This is a genomic window from Paenibacillus pasadenensis DSM 19293 (genome assembly GCF_000422485.1).
Taxonomy (GTDB): domain Bacteria; phylum Bacillota; class Bacilli; order Paenibacillales; family Paenibacillaceae; genus Paenibacillus_O; species Paenibacillus_O pasadenensis.
On record NZ_KE383856.1, the window covers coordinates 1 to 16,047 of the forward strand.

General features: G+C 64.7%; 16 protein-coding genes. All 16 read left to right on the plus strand.

Annotated elements, in window-relative coordinates; translation table 11 throughout:
* On the plus strand, positions 1-392 hold a 392-nt coding region (locus tag H582_RS32495), incomplete at its 5' end, for a hypothetical protein (RefSeq protein WP_028600219.1).
* Between the two features lie 393 nt (positions 393-785).
* A complete protein-coding gene (locus H582_RS30465) occupies positions 786-1,238 on the plus strand; it encodes a prepilin peptidase (protein WP_052333532.1) in 453 nt (150 codons plus the stop codon).
* A gap of 144 nt (positions 1,239-1,382) precedes the next feature.
* Complete coding sequence (locus H582_RS0121735) at positions 1,383-2,288, plus strand: SAF domain-containing protein (RefSeq protein WP_028600220.1); 906 nt, start codon at positions 1,383-1,385, stop codon at positions 2,286-2,288.
* Between the two features lies 1 nt (position 2,289).
* Complete coding sequence (locus H582_RS0121740; RefSeq protein ID WP_028600221.1) at positions 2,290-3,525, plus strand: CpaE/TadZ family protein; 1,236 nt, start codon at positions 2,290-2,292, stop codon at positions 3,523-3,525.
* On the plus strand, positions 3,473-4,822 hold the full coding sequence (locus H582_RS28975) for a TadA family conjugal transfer-associated ATPase (RefSeq protein ID WP_043111750.1): 1,350 nt from the start codon (positions 3,473-3,475) through the stop codon (positions 4,820-4,822). The genes H582_RS0121740 and H582_RS28975 overlap by 53 nt, the downstream gene beginning before the upstream one ends.
* Positions 4,809-5,750, plus strand: coding sequence for a type II secretion system F family protein (locus H582_RS0121750; RefSeq protein WP_028600222.1), 942 nt, complete (start codon positions 4,809-4,811; stop codon positions 5,748-5,750). Before H582_RS28975 ends, H582_RS0121750 begins: the two co-directional genes overlap by 14 nt.
* A complete protein-coding gene (locus H582_RS0121755) occupies positions 5,750-6,685 on the plus strand; it encodes a type II secretion system F family protein (protein ID WP_028600223.1) in 936 nt (311 codons plus the stop codon). Before H582_RS0121750 ends, H582_RS0121755 begins: the two co-directional genes overlap by 1 nt.
* Before the next feature lie 58 nt (positions 6,686-6,743).
* Complete coding sequence (locus tag H582_RS28980) at positions 6,744-6,959, plus strand: Flp family type IVb pilin (protein WP_043111752.1); 216 nt, start codon at positions 6,744-6,746, stop codon at positions 6,957-6,959.
* Positions 6,904-7,374, plus strand: a complete 471-nt coding sequence (locus H582_RS31390) for a TadE/TadG family type IV pilus assembly protein (protein WP_164820199.1) — start codon at positions 6,904-6,906, stop codon at positions 7,372-7,374. The genes H582_RS28980 and H582_RS31390 overlap by 56 nt, the downstream gene beginning before the upstream one ends.
* A 10-nt stretch (positions 7,375-7,384) precedes the next feature.
* On the plus strand, positions 7,385-9,190 hold the full coding sequence (locus H582_RS30470) for a hypothetical protein (RefSeq protein ID WP_156876717.1): 1,806 nt from the start codon (positions 7,385-7,387) through the stop codon (positions 9,188-9,190).
* 19 nt (positions 9,191-9,209) lie between these two features.
* Positions 9,210-9,506, plus strand: coding sequence for a hypothetical protein (locus tag H582_RS0121775; protein ID WP_028600225.1), 297 nt, complete (start codon positions 9,210-9,212; stop codon positions 9,504-9,506).
* Positions 9,507-9,558: 52 nt separating this feature from the next.
* Positions 9,559-10,998, plus strand: coding sequence for an S-layer homology domain-containing protein (locus H582_RS0121780; RefSeq protein WP_028600226.1), 1,440 nt, complete (start codon positions 9,559-9,561; stop codon positions 10,996-10,998).
* Position 10,999: 1 nt separating this feature from the next.
* On the plus strand, positions 11,000-11,812 hold the full coding sequence (locus H582_RS0121785) for a pilus assembly protein TadG-related protein (protein WP_028600227.1): 813 nt from the start codon (positions 11,000-11,002) through the stop codon (positions 11,810-11,812).
* Between the two features lie 280 nt (positions 11,813-12,092).
* Entirely contained in the window at positions 12,093-14,714 is a 2,622-nt protein-coding gene (locus tag H582_RS0121790) for a glycosyl hydrolase (protein ID WP_028600228.1), read from the plus strand.
* A gap of 178 nt (positions 14,715-14,892) precedes the next feature.
* Positions 14,893-15,498: a GNAT family N-acetyltransferase gene (locus H582_RS0121795; RefSeq protein WP_028600229.1), complete on the plus strand. Its 606-nt coding sequence runs from the start codon at positions 14,893-14,895 to the stop codon at positions 15,496-15,498.
* A gap of 348 nt (positions 15,499-15,846) precedes the next feature.
* On the plus strand, positions 15,847-16,047 hold a 201-nt coding region (locus H582_RS32635; protein ID WP_028600230.1), incomplete at its 3' end, for a hypothetical protein.

The window sequence follows — 16,047 nt, forward strand, 5'->3', positions numbered from 1 at the left end:
CGACGCCGGAGGAGCTGGAGCGCTTCCTCGCCCCGCTGAGCGCCGCCGGAGTCGATGTGTTCCACGCCTCGACGCGCCGCTTCTGGGAGCCGGAGTTCGAGGGCTCTGCGCTCAACCTGGCCGGCTGGACGCGCCGCATCACCGGCAAGCCGGTCATTACGGTCGGCTCGGTCGGCCTGGATGCCGCGTTTGCGAGCGTGTCCCCCGATGGCAAGGGCGGCGAGGAGCCGCGTATCGAGGAGCTGATCAAGCGGCTGGACAACGAAGAATTCGATCTCGTCGGCGTCGGCCGCGCGCTGCTGACCGATCCGGCCTGGGCGGAGAAGATCCGCGACGGCCGCGTGTCGGAGCTGCAGCCGTTCTCGCGCGAGGCGCTCGGCAGCCTAAGCTGAGCCTTGCCGAGCGGCGCTTGAGCGGCGCCTGCGCCGCCGTCTCGAAGCACGAACCTGCAAAGCCGCTTCGCCGGTCACGATGACCGGCGAGGCGGCTTTTTTGCTGCAGGCATTGTCCGACGGAAGTCGCATTCCCGTTGGGAGGCTTGGGAAATAACGATATATTGATACCATTCTTCTGAGCAAAAGTTACTAAGCCGAAAGAACTGTTTTCAAACGAAAAAAAACGGTTTATATACACGAGAACAGGAAAAAAGAAGAAATTCCCGATCGTTTTGGCACTAGAGTTACAAAAAGAAAGTTAATTGAAAAACCGTCCGCGCCAAAAGCCTTATTTACTTGGCAAAACTTTTTTTGACACAATGGGTGGCATTAGAAGGAAGGGATCCGATTTTGAGCGGCTGGCTATATGTGCCTTTGGGACTGCTGCTGGCATACAGCGTCGCGACCGACCTCGCCGTACGGAAAATCTACGATCATGCCACGATCCCGGCGCTGCTGTACTTCGTCGCGCTCCATGCGGTCCATCCGGCGGGAGCAGGCATTCTCGCCGCGCTCGGCGGAGCGGCGGGGCTGCTGGCCGCCGGGCTGCTCGTCGCCTTCCTCTCCCGAGGCTTGTTCGGAGGGGGAGACATCAAGCTGCTGGCCGCCATCGGCGCGGCGCTCGGAGCCTTGGGCGGCTTGGCCGCCATGACGGCGGGATTTCTCGCGGCAGGGCTGCTGGCTTGGCCGCTGCTGCTTCTGCGCAGGCTCATGCCCCGCCGCGTCAGCGCGGCAGAGCTGCCGATGGCGCCGTTTTTCGCCGTCGGCGCCGGCGCCGTGATGCTGGCGGCGTGGGCGGGCTGAGCCCGGCTGCCTGCCGCATCCGGATGCCGCCCGCATCCGATTCCGAACGTCCGCCCAGCGCGGCATGGCTCCCATCCGCCCGGATCTGGGCTCCGACGATTCACCGCATTGCCCCTACATCATCGACCAAGAGGTGTTCAGACGATGTTCGAATCCAAGCGGCGCGCGCTGCTGCTGCTGCTGCTCTCGCTAGCCTTCGGAGCGGCGGCCGTCATTCTCTTCTCCAGCTACATGCAGGAAACGAAAGACAGTCTCGGCGAGCTGGTCACCGTGCAGGTGGCGGGCAGCGACATTCCGGCCGGCAGGGTGATCGACGAGACCTTGCTCGAGGAGCAGGAGCTGCCTCGGAAATACATGCTCGACAGCCTGATCGAATCGCCCGCCGATCTGATCGGCCGCGTCTCGATGGTTCCGATCGTCAAAGGAGCCGTCATCACGCAGGCGATGCTGCGCGACAACAGCCTCGTCTCGGGCGACTTCCGCCAAGTGCTGCTGCGCGCCCCGCTGGCGGTGTTCGACGATCAGATCGACGCTTACGATCAGGTCGACCTGCTCATCTCCTACGAGCAGGACGGCGAGGGCGGCCAGACGGCCGGAGCCGACCGGCGCACGACGCAGGTGCTGCTCAAGGGCGTTACCGTCAGCAGCGTGCACAAGACCGGCGACGAGATTACGGCCGTCGGCGTCATGGTCAAGCTCGCGGATGCCAAGAGCGTCGTGTGGGCGCTCAACTACGGCAAGGAGGTGCGGCTGCTCAAGACCGGGAACGCCAAGGCCGCGCAGGAAAAAGGGTCCCTGCCGGACGCAGCCGCGCCGAGCGCTTCGCCGCCCGCGTCTCCGGTCCCGTCGGCCTCGCCGGCAGCGGGCGCCGCATCCGGCGCCGCATCCAGCTCCGGCGCTGCCGGGACCGCGCCGGATTCCGGCACGGCCGGCGCCGCGCCGGGCTCCGGCTCGGCCGCCAAGACGCAGGCTGCCCCGGACTCCGCCGCCAAGCCAAGCCCGTCCGTGAAGCCGTCTCCGTCCGCTTCGCCGGCGAAGGGAGGACAATGACATGAGCGACAACGCCAAGCTCGCCCTCATTACCGACGACAGCCGGCTCATGCAGCAGCTGCGGCAGAACGTGACGTTCCTCAACTTCACGATCGGCGAGCAGATCGCCAAGCCGCGCGAGGCCTACATGGAGCTGAGCCCGGCGGAGCCGCGCGTCGTCCTGCTGGCGGAGCCGCTGGAGGCGATCGACCTGACGGCGGTCGTGCAGCAGCTCAAGAAGGTCAACGAATCGGCGCCGATCCTCTATCTGAGCCGCAGCGGCGACTTCGCCCAGATCCGCGAGCTGTACCGCGCCGGCATCGCCGACGTGCTGCGCATCCCCGACGAGCTCGACCAGCTGGAGGCGTCGGTGCAAAAGGCGCAGCGCCTCGTCCGCGCCTACCGGGGCGGACCTGCGGGGCGCGCGAGCCGCGCGTCCGGCGGCCGCATCTATGCCCTGTACAGCGCGTCCGGCGGCTCCGGGACGACGACCGCCGCGCTTCATTTGTCCCAGATGCTGGCGATGAAGCCCGGCGCGCGCGTGCTGCTCGTCGACCTCAACATGCAGTACGGCGGCCTGCAGCACTACCTGGACATCCAGGCCGAGCGGGATCTCGGCGACCTCAAGTCGGTGCTGCAGGAGCTGACGTACAGCCAGCTGAGCAATGTCCTGTACAAGCTGGACCCGTCCGGCGTCCAGGTGCTGCTGTCCCCGGCGCATCCGCAGGAGGCGGAGACGTTCGGCGGCAGCGACATGGAGCTGCTGTTCAGCGCTTGCCGCCAGCATTTCGACTACATCGTGCTCGATCTGCCCAAGCCGCTCGACGAGGTGTCGATCGCGGCGCTCGGCAACGCCGACCGCGTGCTGTACCTGCTCGCCGTCGACCGTCCGTCGATTGTGCGGATGAAGCATGCGCTGGACATCATCGACCGCTACCATCTGACCGATCCGGAGCAGCTGTCGATCGTCGTCAACCGCCACAGCAAAAAGGCCGACGTGACGCTGGACGATCTCGCCAAGATGGTGTCGGTGCCGGTCATCGGGGTCATCCCGGAGGACGTCAAGCGCGGCCTGCAGACCCGGATGAATGTCGGCAAGCCGCTGCATGTCGAGCCCGGCATGAAGATCAAGCGGATGCGCGGCCCGCTCAAGGAATACGCCGAGCTGGCGAAGCGGCTGCTCCAGGAAGAAGGAGGCGAGGTCCATGTCGATCTTCCAGCGGCTCAGCAGCAGCTTGGACGACAGGCCGGCTTCTGAGAAGCCGCAGGACTTTCTGGACGGACTGTTCAACCACTACAAGGAGCGGCTGCTCAAGGAGACGAACCTCGACCAGCTGATCCGGCTCCCGACCTACCAGAAGCGCAAGACGATCGAGAAGCTGATCACGGAGATGATGGAGCAGGAGAAGGTCATCATCACGCAGATGGACAAGACGCGCCTGCTCGACATGATCCTCGACGATTCCGTCGGCTACGGGCCGCTCGAGCCGCTGCTGCAGGACGACGAGATTACGGAGATCATGGTCAACGGCCCGAGCGAGATCTACATCGAGAAAAAGGGCCGGATCAGCCAGGCGAGCGTCCAGTTCAAGAACCAGGACCATATCCGGCACATCATCGACCGCATCGTCGCCCCGATCGGACGGCGGGTGGACGAGAGCTCGCCGCTCGTCGACGGACGGCTCGAGGACGGCAGCCGCGTCAACGCCGCGATCCCGCCGATCGCCTTGCACGGCCCCGTGCTGACGATCCGCAAGTTCAAGAAGGATCCGTACGGCATGAAGGACCTGCTCGGCTTCGGCTCGCTCTCCGAAAAGATGGCGCGGTTCCTCGAGGCGGCGGTCGCCGGCAAGATGAACCTGCTCATCTCGGGCGGCACGGGCAGCGGCAAGACGACGCTGCTCAACATCGTCTCCGCGGCGATCCCGGTCGGCGAGCGGGTCATCACGATCGAGGACATGGCCGAGCTGCGGCTCGGCCGCAAAAACTGCGTCTCGCTCGAGGCTCGCCCCGCCAACATGGAGGGGACGGGCGAGATCACGATCCGCCATCTCGTCAAGAACGCGCTGCGCATGCGCCCCGACCGCATCATCGTCGGCGAGGTGCGCGGCGGCGAGGCGCTCGACATGCTGCAGGCGATGAACACCGGCCATGAGGGCTCGCTCACGACGATCCACGCCAACTCGCCCAAGGATGCGATGAGCCGGCTCGAGGCGATGATCCTCATGTCCAACGCCTCGATGACGGCGGATGTCGTCCGCCCGTTCATCAGCGCGGCGATCCAGCTCGTCGTGCAGACGCTGCGCCTGCCGGACGGCACGCGCAAGATCGTCTCGATCGCGGAGGCGGCGGACGAGGACGGACAGCTGAAGCTGAAGGAGCTGTTCCGCTACCGGCGGACCGGGACGGACAAAAACGGGCTCGGCATCGGCCATTTCGAGACGACGGGCTACGTGCCGGAGTGCCACGGCAAGATCGCCGCGCTCGGCTACGACCTCGGCCTCGACTTCTACTTGCCGGACCGCGAGGGGGAGATGAGCCATGCCGGAGCATAGCCTGTTCCTGCTGACCGTGTTCGCCGCGGCCGCGCTCGGCCTGTACGGCATGATCGAGCTCGTGCAGGCGCGGCGGGGCATGAACGCGCTCAGCCGCAAGCTGACGCCGCTGCATACCGAGGAGGCGCGCGCGAGCCGCAGCGCCGTCCGCCGGCTGTCGCTGCGGCTCGACGCCTCCGACTACGGGCGAGGCTGGGCGGACCGCCTCCAGGCGGCGCATATCAAGCTGACGCCGCTGCAGTGGCTGTCGCTGCTGAGCGGCGCATGGGCCGTCATCAGCCTGCTGATCGCGAGCCTGCTCAGCCTCGGCTTTCCGTACAACCTGCTCATCGCCTATCTGGCGGTCAACCTCGGCTCCAAGCAGATTCTCAAGAGCCGCCGGCAGAAGTTCGGCGAGCAGATCAACCGGCAGCTGCCGGAAATCTGCCGCATGCTCTCGAGCTGCGTGCGCGCCGGCATGAGCATCCAGCAGGGCATCGATATGGTCGCGCGCGAGATCAAGCCTCCGGCCGGCTTCCTGTTCCAGACGATGTCGCGCGAGCTGCAGATGGGCACCGGCGTCGGCGACGTGCTGGAGCGGGTGCATGAGCGCTTCACGAGCAAGGACATCCGGCTCATGACGCAGACGATCCTCGTGCAGCGGCAGGCGGGCGGCAACCTCGGCGCGGCGCTCGACCATCTGGCGCGCACGCTCGAGGAGCGCGAGCGGGTGAACCGCGAGATCAGCAACCAGACGGCGGAGTCCCGCTACATCGCGGTGACGCTGGCGCTCATGCCGGTCTTTCTCGTGTTCGTGTTCAACATGGTGTTCAAAGGCTTCATCACCCCGATCTTCACGCTGCCGGGCCTGATCCTGCTGGCGGCGGTCGTCGTGCTGATGGCGATCGGCTTCGTGCTGATCCAGAAAGTATCCCGGATAAAGGCGTGATGCAGATGGAATGGCCGGTCAGGCTGCTCTACGCGGCCCTCGGACTGTGGACGCTGTCGATGGCGCTGTTCGGCTGGTTCTGGATCAAGCGGATCTCGCTGATGCAGCGGCTTGGACTCATCGAAAAGGAAAAGAAGAAGAAGGACCGGCTGCCGGCCCGGATCGCCGCCCTCGTCTTCCGCTGGTCCGAGGGGCTGACGCCGCTCGGGCGCAGGTTCAAGCTGTTCGCCAGCGACGAGCTGCTGGAGCGGCGGCTGGCGCTGGCCGGGCACCCGCACGGGCTGACGCTGGACACGTTCTACGGCTTCCGCTTCCTTTGCCTGTTCGCGGGCCTGCTCGTCGGCACGATGCTCTCGCTCATCGGCTTCAGCTCGATCTTCGTGCTGCTGCTGTTCGGCCTCGGCCTCGTCTGGCCGTCGCTCTGGCTGCGCTCGGCCGCAACAGGCCGGCAGGAGCAGATCGGCGTCGACCTGCCGGACTTCATGGACGCGATGAGCGTGACGCTGCAGGCGGGCGTGCCGCTCGATCCGGCGATGAAGCAGATCGTGCGCACGATGGAGGGGCCGCTGCGCGAGGAGCTGAGCCGCTTCCAGCAGGAGCTGGACATCGGCGTGCCGCGCGAGCAGGCCTACATGCGGCTCATGGACCGCAACCAGTCCAAGCCGCTCGAGATGCTCATCCTGTCGCTCCTCCAGGGCAGCCGGCTCGGCGTGCCGATCTCGAGCACGTTCAAGACGCTCGCCGAGGACATGCGCGATGTGCGCGTCTCGGCCGTCAAGGAGCGGGCCGCCAAGGCGGGGCCGAAGGTGACGCTGATCACGACGTTTGTCATCCTGCCCGGCGTCATCCTGTTCATCGTCGGCATGCTGGTGCTCAACTTCATCTACAACCCGGAAGGCATCGGCTTCAGCTGGGACGGGCTGAACGGGCTGTAAGCGGACGGGATTCCCGCTTCCGCAGGCCGCATTCGACTTGAGAGGAGGTGACTTCCCAATGATCCGGACTCTTGGCATTCATCTGTACGCAAAAGCACAGCAAGCGCGCAGCTATCTGAGCAACCAGCGCGGAGCGCAGGCGATCGAGTACATCGGCATCGCGGCCGTAGCCGTCGTGCTGATCATCGCGTTACTCTCAATGTTTGGGGATGGTGGCATTGCTTCGAAGCTCAAGGAGAAAATCGAAGGCTTCATCGACAAGATCAAGATCTAAGGGCGCTTCGGGCGGACGGCAAGCGGTCCGCCCGCTTTTCCGTTCGCTGCGCGACGAGCGCGGGGCGCAGGCGATCGAGTTCGTCGGCATCGTCCCGCTGTTCCTGCTCATGGTGCTCGTCGTCGTGCAGTTCGCGCTCGTCGGCATGACGGCCGTCGTGGCCAAGCAGGCCGCGATGGAAGGCGCTCGCGCCGCGATGGTCGCGGACGGCGCCGGCCCCCATTATGAACAAGCGGTCCGCAACACGGCGGGCAGCTACGGCATCCGTGAAATCTCCCGCTCCGAGAGCGGTGAATATGTGACCGTGCGCGTCGTGCTGGAGTCGCCGATGGTGACAGGCTCGCTGTTCGGCTCCGGCTGGGCGGTGCCGATAAGCACGCAAGTGACGGTCATGAAGGAAAAAGCGAACGAATAGGTTCATGGAGGTGAGACCGATTCGAATCCGCAGCTGGACGCGCGCCCTGATCCTGCTGATGCTGCTGCTGGGCGGCGCGGCGCATGCCGCCGTGCCGGCTCTGGCGGAGGCGGACAGCGGCATCGGCACCGGGCTGGACTCCTATGAGATACCCGACAAAGGCGCGGAGAAGCCGGCCTCCTCGATCGAGGTCGCGGTGCCGGACGGCTCGACCGGCAGGCCGGACTACGACGCCGGCGATGCCGCCTCGCCGGGACCGCCCGATCCGGGGTCGACCGGCGACAGCGACGATACGGACCCGGGATCGGCGGATCCGGGCGAGGTCGATCCCGGCCAGACCGATCCGGGCGGGGCGGATCCCGGCGTCACGGATCCCGGCGGGGCAGATCCGGACGGGGCGGATCCGGATGGAACGACCGATCCGGGCCGCGTCGATGGCGGGAATACCGACACGGACGGGACGACCGACAGGGACGGCACGACCGACACGGACGGCACGACTGATCCGGACGGGACGACTGATCCGGATGGTACAACCGATCCCGGCAGCACCGATGGCGGCGACACCGAGCCCGGTGATACTGACTCTGGCGACACCGACTCCGGCGACACTGACTCCGGCGACACCGATCCCGGAGACATCGATCCAGGCACTTCCGATCCCGGAAAGTCCGATCCTGGCGGCGCCGACACCGACGGCGGCAAGCCGTGGTATGAGAAGCTGTGGGACAATACCGTGCAGTTTGCCAAAGGCGCCGGCGGAGGCTTGCTCGGCGCAGCGATCGTCGTCGGCGTCGTCGTCGGGGTGGCGGCAATCATCGGCATCACGTTCGCGGCGCCGGTCATCATCGCGGCGCTCGTCGTCGGCGCGATCGCGGGCGGCATCTACGCGCTCGTCGCCGGAGACAGCTTCAGCTTCGTCAAGGCGATGGGCATCGGCGGGCTGGCGGCAGGAACCGTGCTGACGCTCGGCCACGCCGGCGTGTTCGGAGCGGTGCGCGGAGGCATCCAGCTCGTCCGCTCTGCCGGCCTCAAGAGCGCGCTGCGCACGGCAGGCTCCCGCATGGCCAGCTTTGCCAAGTCCGCCATGGGCAATCTCAAGAGCGGCTTCCTGAACATGGCGAAGCATCCGGTGGCGGCGTTGAAAAGCACGCTGACGTCGAAGACGTTCCAGTTCAGCACGGCCGTCAACATGGTCATGAACATGGGCATCAAGATGACGTTTGAAGGCAAGCTGCCGACAGTAGGCGAAGTCGGCCTGATGGCCGTCGAAAGCTTCGTCGGCGCGCTTGTCTTCGACCGGGTCGGCGACGCTCTCGGAGCGGCGGCGCGCAGCCCGCTCGGCAAGCGGGTGGCGGCGACCTTTTCCCAGACGTTCGAGAACGTCATGGTCGCGCTGGCGAAGCCCAAGGAAAAGCTGGATCCCGAGACAGCCGCGGCGTCCGGCTTCTTCAAAGGCTTCGTGCTGCAAAGCCTGTTCGGCGGCCGCTTGAACCGGCTGCGCTCCGAGCAGGACATCGGCACCTCATTCTCCGATCTGGGCGGGCGGACCGTCGAAACGGTCGTTCCGAACCGCAACCGGACGATCACCAACATTGAGCTCAATCGGATCTGGAACGACACGGCGAACGCGAACAACATCAGCCGCTGGGACGATAGCGGCAATCGCGTGACCCAGCGACAGCTCGACCAGCTGCAGCGGAATCAGGACGCGCTCGACCGGCTGCAGAGCCGCGAAGGATCGCTGCAGGAAGCGGTGGAGGTCGGCGGCGACGAGGCGATCAAGCAAGGCAAGCCGCTGCTGGACAAGAATTGACTCGGAAAGGAAGCTTTCCATGATCGAAAAAATCAGACGCATGGATGAAAAGAAGCTGACCAAGGCGATGACGGCGGCCAATATCTTCTTCATCGCAGGCTGCTTCCTGATCGCGTATCTCGGCGGCAACCATGACTATATTACCTTCGAGACGGGCATCTGGCTCTTCCTGTTGTTTTTCCTGCCCGCGCTGGCCGTCATGATCCTGATGTACATCCGGGGCGACGCGCAGACGCGGCGCTCCTACCTCATCCGGATCGTGCTGGCGGTCGTCGTGTTCGGCGGGCTCAACCTGTATCGCTTCTATATGAATTGACTCTGTGACTCTACTACCCGGCTGCGCAAGCCGGAAAAAAGGCTGTGAATCGATGAAGCCCTCTTCTACGAGCAAGGCCGCGGCCTTGCTGCTGCTCACCGGCATGGTCGCCGCAGCCTGCTCCGGCGGCAACGCCGAGCAGCCGTCGCCCAAACCGTCGGCGGCCGCTTCGCCGTCCGCGACCGAAGGACCGGTCGGCACGCCGGTCCCGACCGCATCCGCGGCGCCGGCATCCGTCGTCGTCACGGATATCGGCGATCACAAGTTCCGCGAGCAGATCGTCAAGCTGCTCGAGAGCGGGATCGCGACGCCCTCTTCAGGAGGCTTGTTCGAGCCTTCCGCGCCGGTCACGAAGGGCGATTTCCTGCGCTGGATGACCGCTTACGACGACAAAGGCCTGGAGGACGCAGACCTGTCGAAGCCGCCGATGTATCCCGATCTCGAAGCGGACAGTCCCGATTACGGCTGGATCCATGGACTGGTCGAGGCAGGCCGGCTCGGGGCCGAGCCGGGCAAGCCGCTGCAGCTGGACGGGCCGCTGCAGCGCGGCGAGCTGGCGCGGCTGTGGGCCTGGTACCAGGACCGCGCGTCGATCAAGGAGTCCGATCGGGACCGTCTTTCATCCGAGGTGGTGATCATGAGCCGCGAGGACCGCAAGGAGATTCCCGAGCCTTACATTCGCGCGGTCGCGCACTATGTATCCGTGGCAGACGGGAAGCCGTATCTCCGGACGTTCGGCGACACGTCCCGCCTGGCGGCAGAGGCGCTCGTCAGCCGCTCGCAGGCCGCGTACTGGATCGTCGAGAACGCGGGCGAGGAGTCGGGCGGAGACGGCTTCTCGCCTCCCGCGCCTAAGGTGCAGGTCGAGGTCCAAGGCATCGAGGAGGCCGCCCCCGCTGCCGCCCCGTCCGACATCGCCGGCCACAAGCGCGAAGCCGCCGTCGCCAAGCTGGCCGGACAGGTCGCCGGCGTGCTGGACGGCTCGGGGGCTTTCCGCCCGGACGAGCCGATCCTGCGCTTCGAGTTCATCCGCTGGATGGCGGCGTATGACGACAAGGGCGTCATTCCTTTCCGCGCGCCGGAGCCGACCTACTCCGACGTCAAGCAGCAGGACGAAGGCTACGAGCTGGTGGAGGGCCTGACGCAGGCCGGCATCATCTCGGGCTTCCCCGACGGCACGATGCGGCTGTCCGAGCCGCTCACCCGCGAGCAGCTGACCGTGCTGTGGGGCTGGTACCAGCGCTACGGCCTCGTCGTCAAGCCTTTGGCGGCGGAGGTATCCGAGGTCAATCTGCGCAACTTCGAGGATCGGGACAAGGTCGGCAAGATCTTTCTCGGCGGCGTTCAAGCCTACGTCAGCTCGAACTGGGACACGCCGCCGTACCTCGATACGTTCGGAGCGGACAAGAAGCTCGAGCCGCAAAAGCCGGTCACGCGCGCCGAGGCGGCCTACTGGATCACGCAGAATGCCGAAGTCGAGGCGGAGGACTGAGATGGACGCGCTCGACGGAGCGAGGCGCGGCCGGCTGGCGCGGCTGCTGCGCGACGAACGCGGAGGCATGTCGCTGCTCGGCATCGGCATGATGGCGATGTTCATTCTGCTCGCGATCTATCTGTTCTACTTCTACACGGTGTTCATCGAGAAGCGCCAGGCGCAGAACGTCGCGGACGCGGCGGCGCTGGCGGCGGTGGAGACGATCAAGGAGCTGTACGAGGAAGCGCTGGAGCAGGAGGCGGGCGTCCAGGCGCGCAAGCTGCATGAAGGCGAGCAGGAGGCGCGGAGGACGCCGGAGCCGACTCCTACGCCCGTGCCGACGCCGACGCCGAGCTCGCCGGCGGGAGAGCTGCCGGACGCGACCGCCACGCCGACGCCGAGCGCTCTGCCATCCGAGCGGGGCGAATTCGACGACGAGCGCCTCTATGACGAGATCGTCGAGGAAGAGCGGTTTCGCGATGCCGGCTGGCTGTCGGACAACTGGATGCGCATCGTCCGGGAACGGTATTTCGCCGACTCCTTCACCGCCACGCGCAACGGCGATCTGCTCTACGACACGGTCAAGCGCCAGTCGGGCCGCATCAGCGCGGCCGCCCGCGAGACGGCCCGGCGCAACGAAGGCTTGCCGAACGGCGGACTGGAGTTCCCGTACGAGCGCAAGCCGAAGTTCCTGCTGGAGTCGGGCCGTACGATCACCCTCGAGACGATCGGCATTCGGAGCGACTTGACGGCCAAGGCGGCGGCGGCGCTCGGCTCCAAGGAGATTCCGATCGACGTCAGCAGCAAGGTGCCGATGATGATTTACTGGTAGGCAAGGCAGCAGGGCTAGGCCGGCTCTTCCGAGCGGGCAGCGAAACCGACAAGCGCCATGGAGGCGGCTTAGGCGCCTCCCTGGCGCTTTTTTTGGGCTTGGAGAGATCGGGCCAAGCGCAGCCATCCATGTGAAATAATGGGAATCGACCTGAAATCCGATGCCTAGGAACGGTTGTCCCGTCCTGCTACGCTGGAGGAGAGAGGAGCTGATGGCGACAAAATATGAAAGCGTTTCCTTATCGGCTTGATCTCCATCCCATTTCCCAAGGAGGACCATGATGAACAAACGAATCGCCTGGCTGCTGCTGCTCAGCCTGCTCGCCGCGGTCGCCGTCCCGGCCGGAGCGGCTACCGCCTATAGCGGCGAGGTCGCGCTCGGCGCGGGCTCGTACTCGACGGTGCTGCCGCCCGGAGCGGTCAACGTGCAAAGCCAGATCTACAAGACGGGCAACGTCACCGGCGCGATGCCGACCAACGACTGGTGGAGCAACCTCGCCTGGGACACGTACTCGGAAGCCCAGTATCCGCATCCGCTGGCGATGAAAAACGGCTCCGGCGGCATCCGCATCTACTATCCGGGCAACCGGATCACGGCCAACTCGAGCTGCGTCTGCGGCTGGATCAACGACATCCACGACTTCACGGTCGGCCACTCGGCCGTCGCGAGCTTCCCGGATGCCAAGGTCGACGGCTTCAGCGACTGGTTCGTCAAAGCCCAGTACAAGAGCGGCGCGAGCGAGATGAACGTCAGCTACGGCCACGGCTCGCCGTATGTGTATTTCACCTACGCGGGCGGCAGCCCGAAAATCAGCTTCTATGACACGCCGACGATCTGGTCGGGCAGCGCCTCGACGCCGGTGCTCGGCATCACGGTCGCGGGCGCGCATTACGGCCTGTTCGGCGCCAGCGGCACGACGTGGAGCGGCATCGGCGGCAAGACGCTGACGAACAGCGGCACGAGCTACTTCTCCGTCGCGGCGCTGCCGGACAACTCCGCGGCGACGCTGTCGAAGTTCGCCCAGTACGCCTACTCGCATGTGACGGGCACGACGGCCAGCTATTCGTACAACGCCTCCGCCAGCGAGGTGACGACGACGTACGCGTTCACGACTCAGGCCAAGCAGGGCACGCAGACGGGCACGCTGTTCGCGCTCTATCCGCATCAGTGGAAGACCAGCAGCACGGCGCTGACTTCTTACGCCTACAACTCCGTGCGCGGCCAGATGAAGGTGGGGGAAGGAAGCTCCTTCCAGACGAAGATGAAGTATTACGGAGTATTGCCTAGCCTGCCGGACAAAGGCTCGTACAACCGCCAGCAGCTGCAGCAGTACGTCGACCAGGCGGAAGCCGAGACGTACACGGGCGACGGCGACACGTACTGGATCGGCAAGCGCCTCGGCAAGCTCGCCTCGCTCGCCCCGATCGCCGACCAGGTCGGCGACACGACGGCGGCGAACAAATTCCGCAGCGAGATCAAGACGATTTTGCAAAGCTGGTTCAAGTCGAGCGACAGCGCCGGCAATCTGAAATCGTCGCAGGTGTTCTACTACAACAACACCTGGGGAACGGTCATCGGCTACCCGGCCAGCTACGGCTCGAACAACGAGCTGAACGACCATCATTTCCACTATGGCTACTTCATCAAGGCGGCCGCCGAGATCGCCCGCGTGGACAAAGCCTGGGCGACGCAGTGGGGACCGATGGTCAACCTGCTCATCCGCGACATCGCGAGCAGCAGCCGCAGCGACTCGATGTTCCCGTACCTGCGCAACTTCGATCCGTACGCGGGCCACTCCTGGGCGGCCGGCCATGCGCGCTTCGGCGACGGCAACAACAACGAATCCTCCTCCGAGGGCATGAACGCCTGGGCGGGCATGATCCTGTGGGGCCAGGCGACCGGCGACACCGCCGCGCGCGACACGGGCATCTACCTGTACACGACGGAGATGAACGCGATCAACGAATACTGGTTCGACGTCAACAACCAGAACCGACCGGCCGGCTTCACGCGCTCCACGGCGAGCATGGTATGGGGCGGCAAGACCGTCGGCGACGGCACCTGGTGGACCGGCAACCCGGAGGAAGTGCACGGCATCAACTGGCTGCCCTTCACCGGCGCCTCGCTCTACCTGACGCAGTACCCGGACTACACGACGCGCAACTACAACGCGCTGGTGTCGGAGAACGGCGGCACGAGCTTTGACGCGTGGGAGGACCTGATCTACATGTACCGCGCGATCTCGAACCCCGGCGAAGCCAAAAGCTTCTGGACCTCGCGCGGCGGCGCGCTGTCGGCAGAAGCGGGCAATTCCAAAGCGTTCGCGTACCACTGGATCTACAATCTCGACGCGATCGGCAACCAGGACCGCACGGTCACGGCCAATACGCCGGCCTATGCCGTGTTCAACAAAAACGGCGTGAAGACCTACACCGCCTACAACCTGACGAACTCGGCGATCACGGTGACGTTCTCCGACGGCAAGACGATGAGCGTGCCGGCGAACGGCTCGGCGACAGAAGGCGCGGGCGGCAGCAATCCGACGCCAACACCGACGCCAACACCGACGCCAACACCGACGCCGACCCCGACGCCAACGGCCACGCCGACCCCGACGCCGCCGGCTGGCCAGACCTACACGCATGCGGACTTCACCGCCACCGTGACGAAGAGCGGCTCCTCGGAGTCGATCGCGTTCACGCCCAGCACCGCCGCGGCCTATGTGGACGTCCACTATCTCGTGAACGGAGCGAACCAGCAGAACGTGCGTATGGTCAAGAGCGGCTCGACCTGGACGCACACGATCCAGGGGCTGACCTCCGGGCAGTCGATCGAGCTGTGGTTCACCTACGAGAAAAGCGGCCCGCAGTATGATTCGCCGCATTATACGTATACGCATTAGCGATTAGACAGGCGACGTAGGAGCAACGACTGAAGGAGTGTCCGTACCGTTCTAACGAGCGGTTCGGACGCTTTTTCGGTTGGAACCCGTTATAGTCGTTTTGGCTCCGCCTTGAAGCTCCCGGCGGTGTTAGGATGAATGAGAAGACATCATTCGATGGCCGATAGGGGGCAGATTCATGGAAAATCATGTTTCATCTAGCGGGGAGGATCAGCTCTTCCAGCTCGACGGGGAGCACATCATGCTGAGAGAGTTCATCGCCGAGGATCTGGATCGTTTTCACTCCTTGACCTGGCAGCCGGAGATTCATTCCTGCTTGCCGGGATGGAACGTATCCAAGGATACGCGCAAGGAGTGGCTGCTCCAATATGAGATTCCGGAGACCAAGCGGTTTCTGCAGGCGGTCAAGCAAAAAGAGGACGTCGGCGAGCTGCGTCTTCGGATGGGGATTATTTTGAAGGAGACGGGGGAGCTGATCGGCTGGTGCTGCTCTGGAATCAAGGATGAGCTGCCCTGGCCGAACCGCGAGATCATGTACGCCGTCTCCAAGGATCATCGGGGCAGAGGTTATGCGGCTCAAGCGGCACAAGCGATGATACGCTATTTGTTTGATCAGGCCGATGTCGAGGCTCTGTGCGCGGTCGCGCTTGTCCGCAACCTGCCGTCCAATCGAGTCCTCGAAAAATGCGGGTTTGATTTTCAGGGCAGGCTGGAGATCGAGCAGGATGAGTACAACTCTTATGTTCTCCGAAGGAGCAATGGGGAGAAGGCGATGACGGAATAGACATGAGGAAAATTCTTGTTGGAATCTCGGACACTTGCCTAGCTGACTTGGATTAAGCTTTGGCTGCGGGAAGAATACAAAACAGGTAAGCGCGGCAGCATGTCGCGTTTACCTGTTTTTCTCGTTGTCGTGGATTGGGGGAGTGCGGGGAAGGGCAAGGTGTGGCAGGCGTTAATCGATTGAGCTCGGGCATTTCTTCCTGCTTCCCGTGTAGGGAGCGACGTTAGGATGTTATTGTGCCATACGTAGCCATGTTTAGTCCATGGGGGGATTAACCCAAAGCCCCTTTCTGGCCCCGAGCCCTCCTAACCGTTTCAACCCATACTCCCCGTACGGGGAGCAACCTTGATGAAGTACATGCCGATCAGCGTCGAGTTCTCGTTTCAATCCACGCTCCCCATGCGGGGAGCGACGATGATCGGAAACGTGCTGGCGATGGTCTACGAAGTTTCAATCCACGCTTCCCATGCGGGGAGCGACGCCGGCCCGGGCGATCTTGTGCGTGCCTTGATTGCGTTTCAATCCACGCTCCCCACACGGGGAGCGACC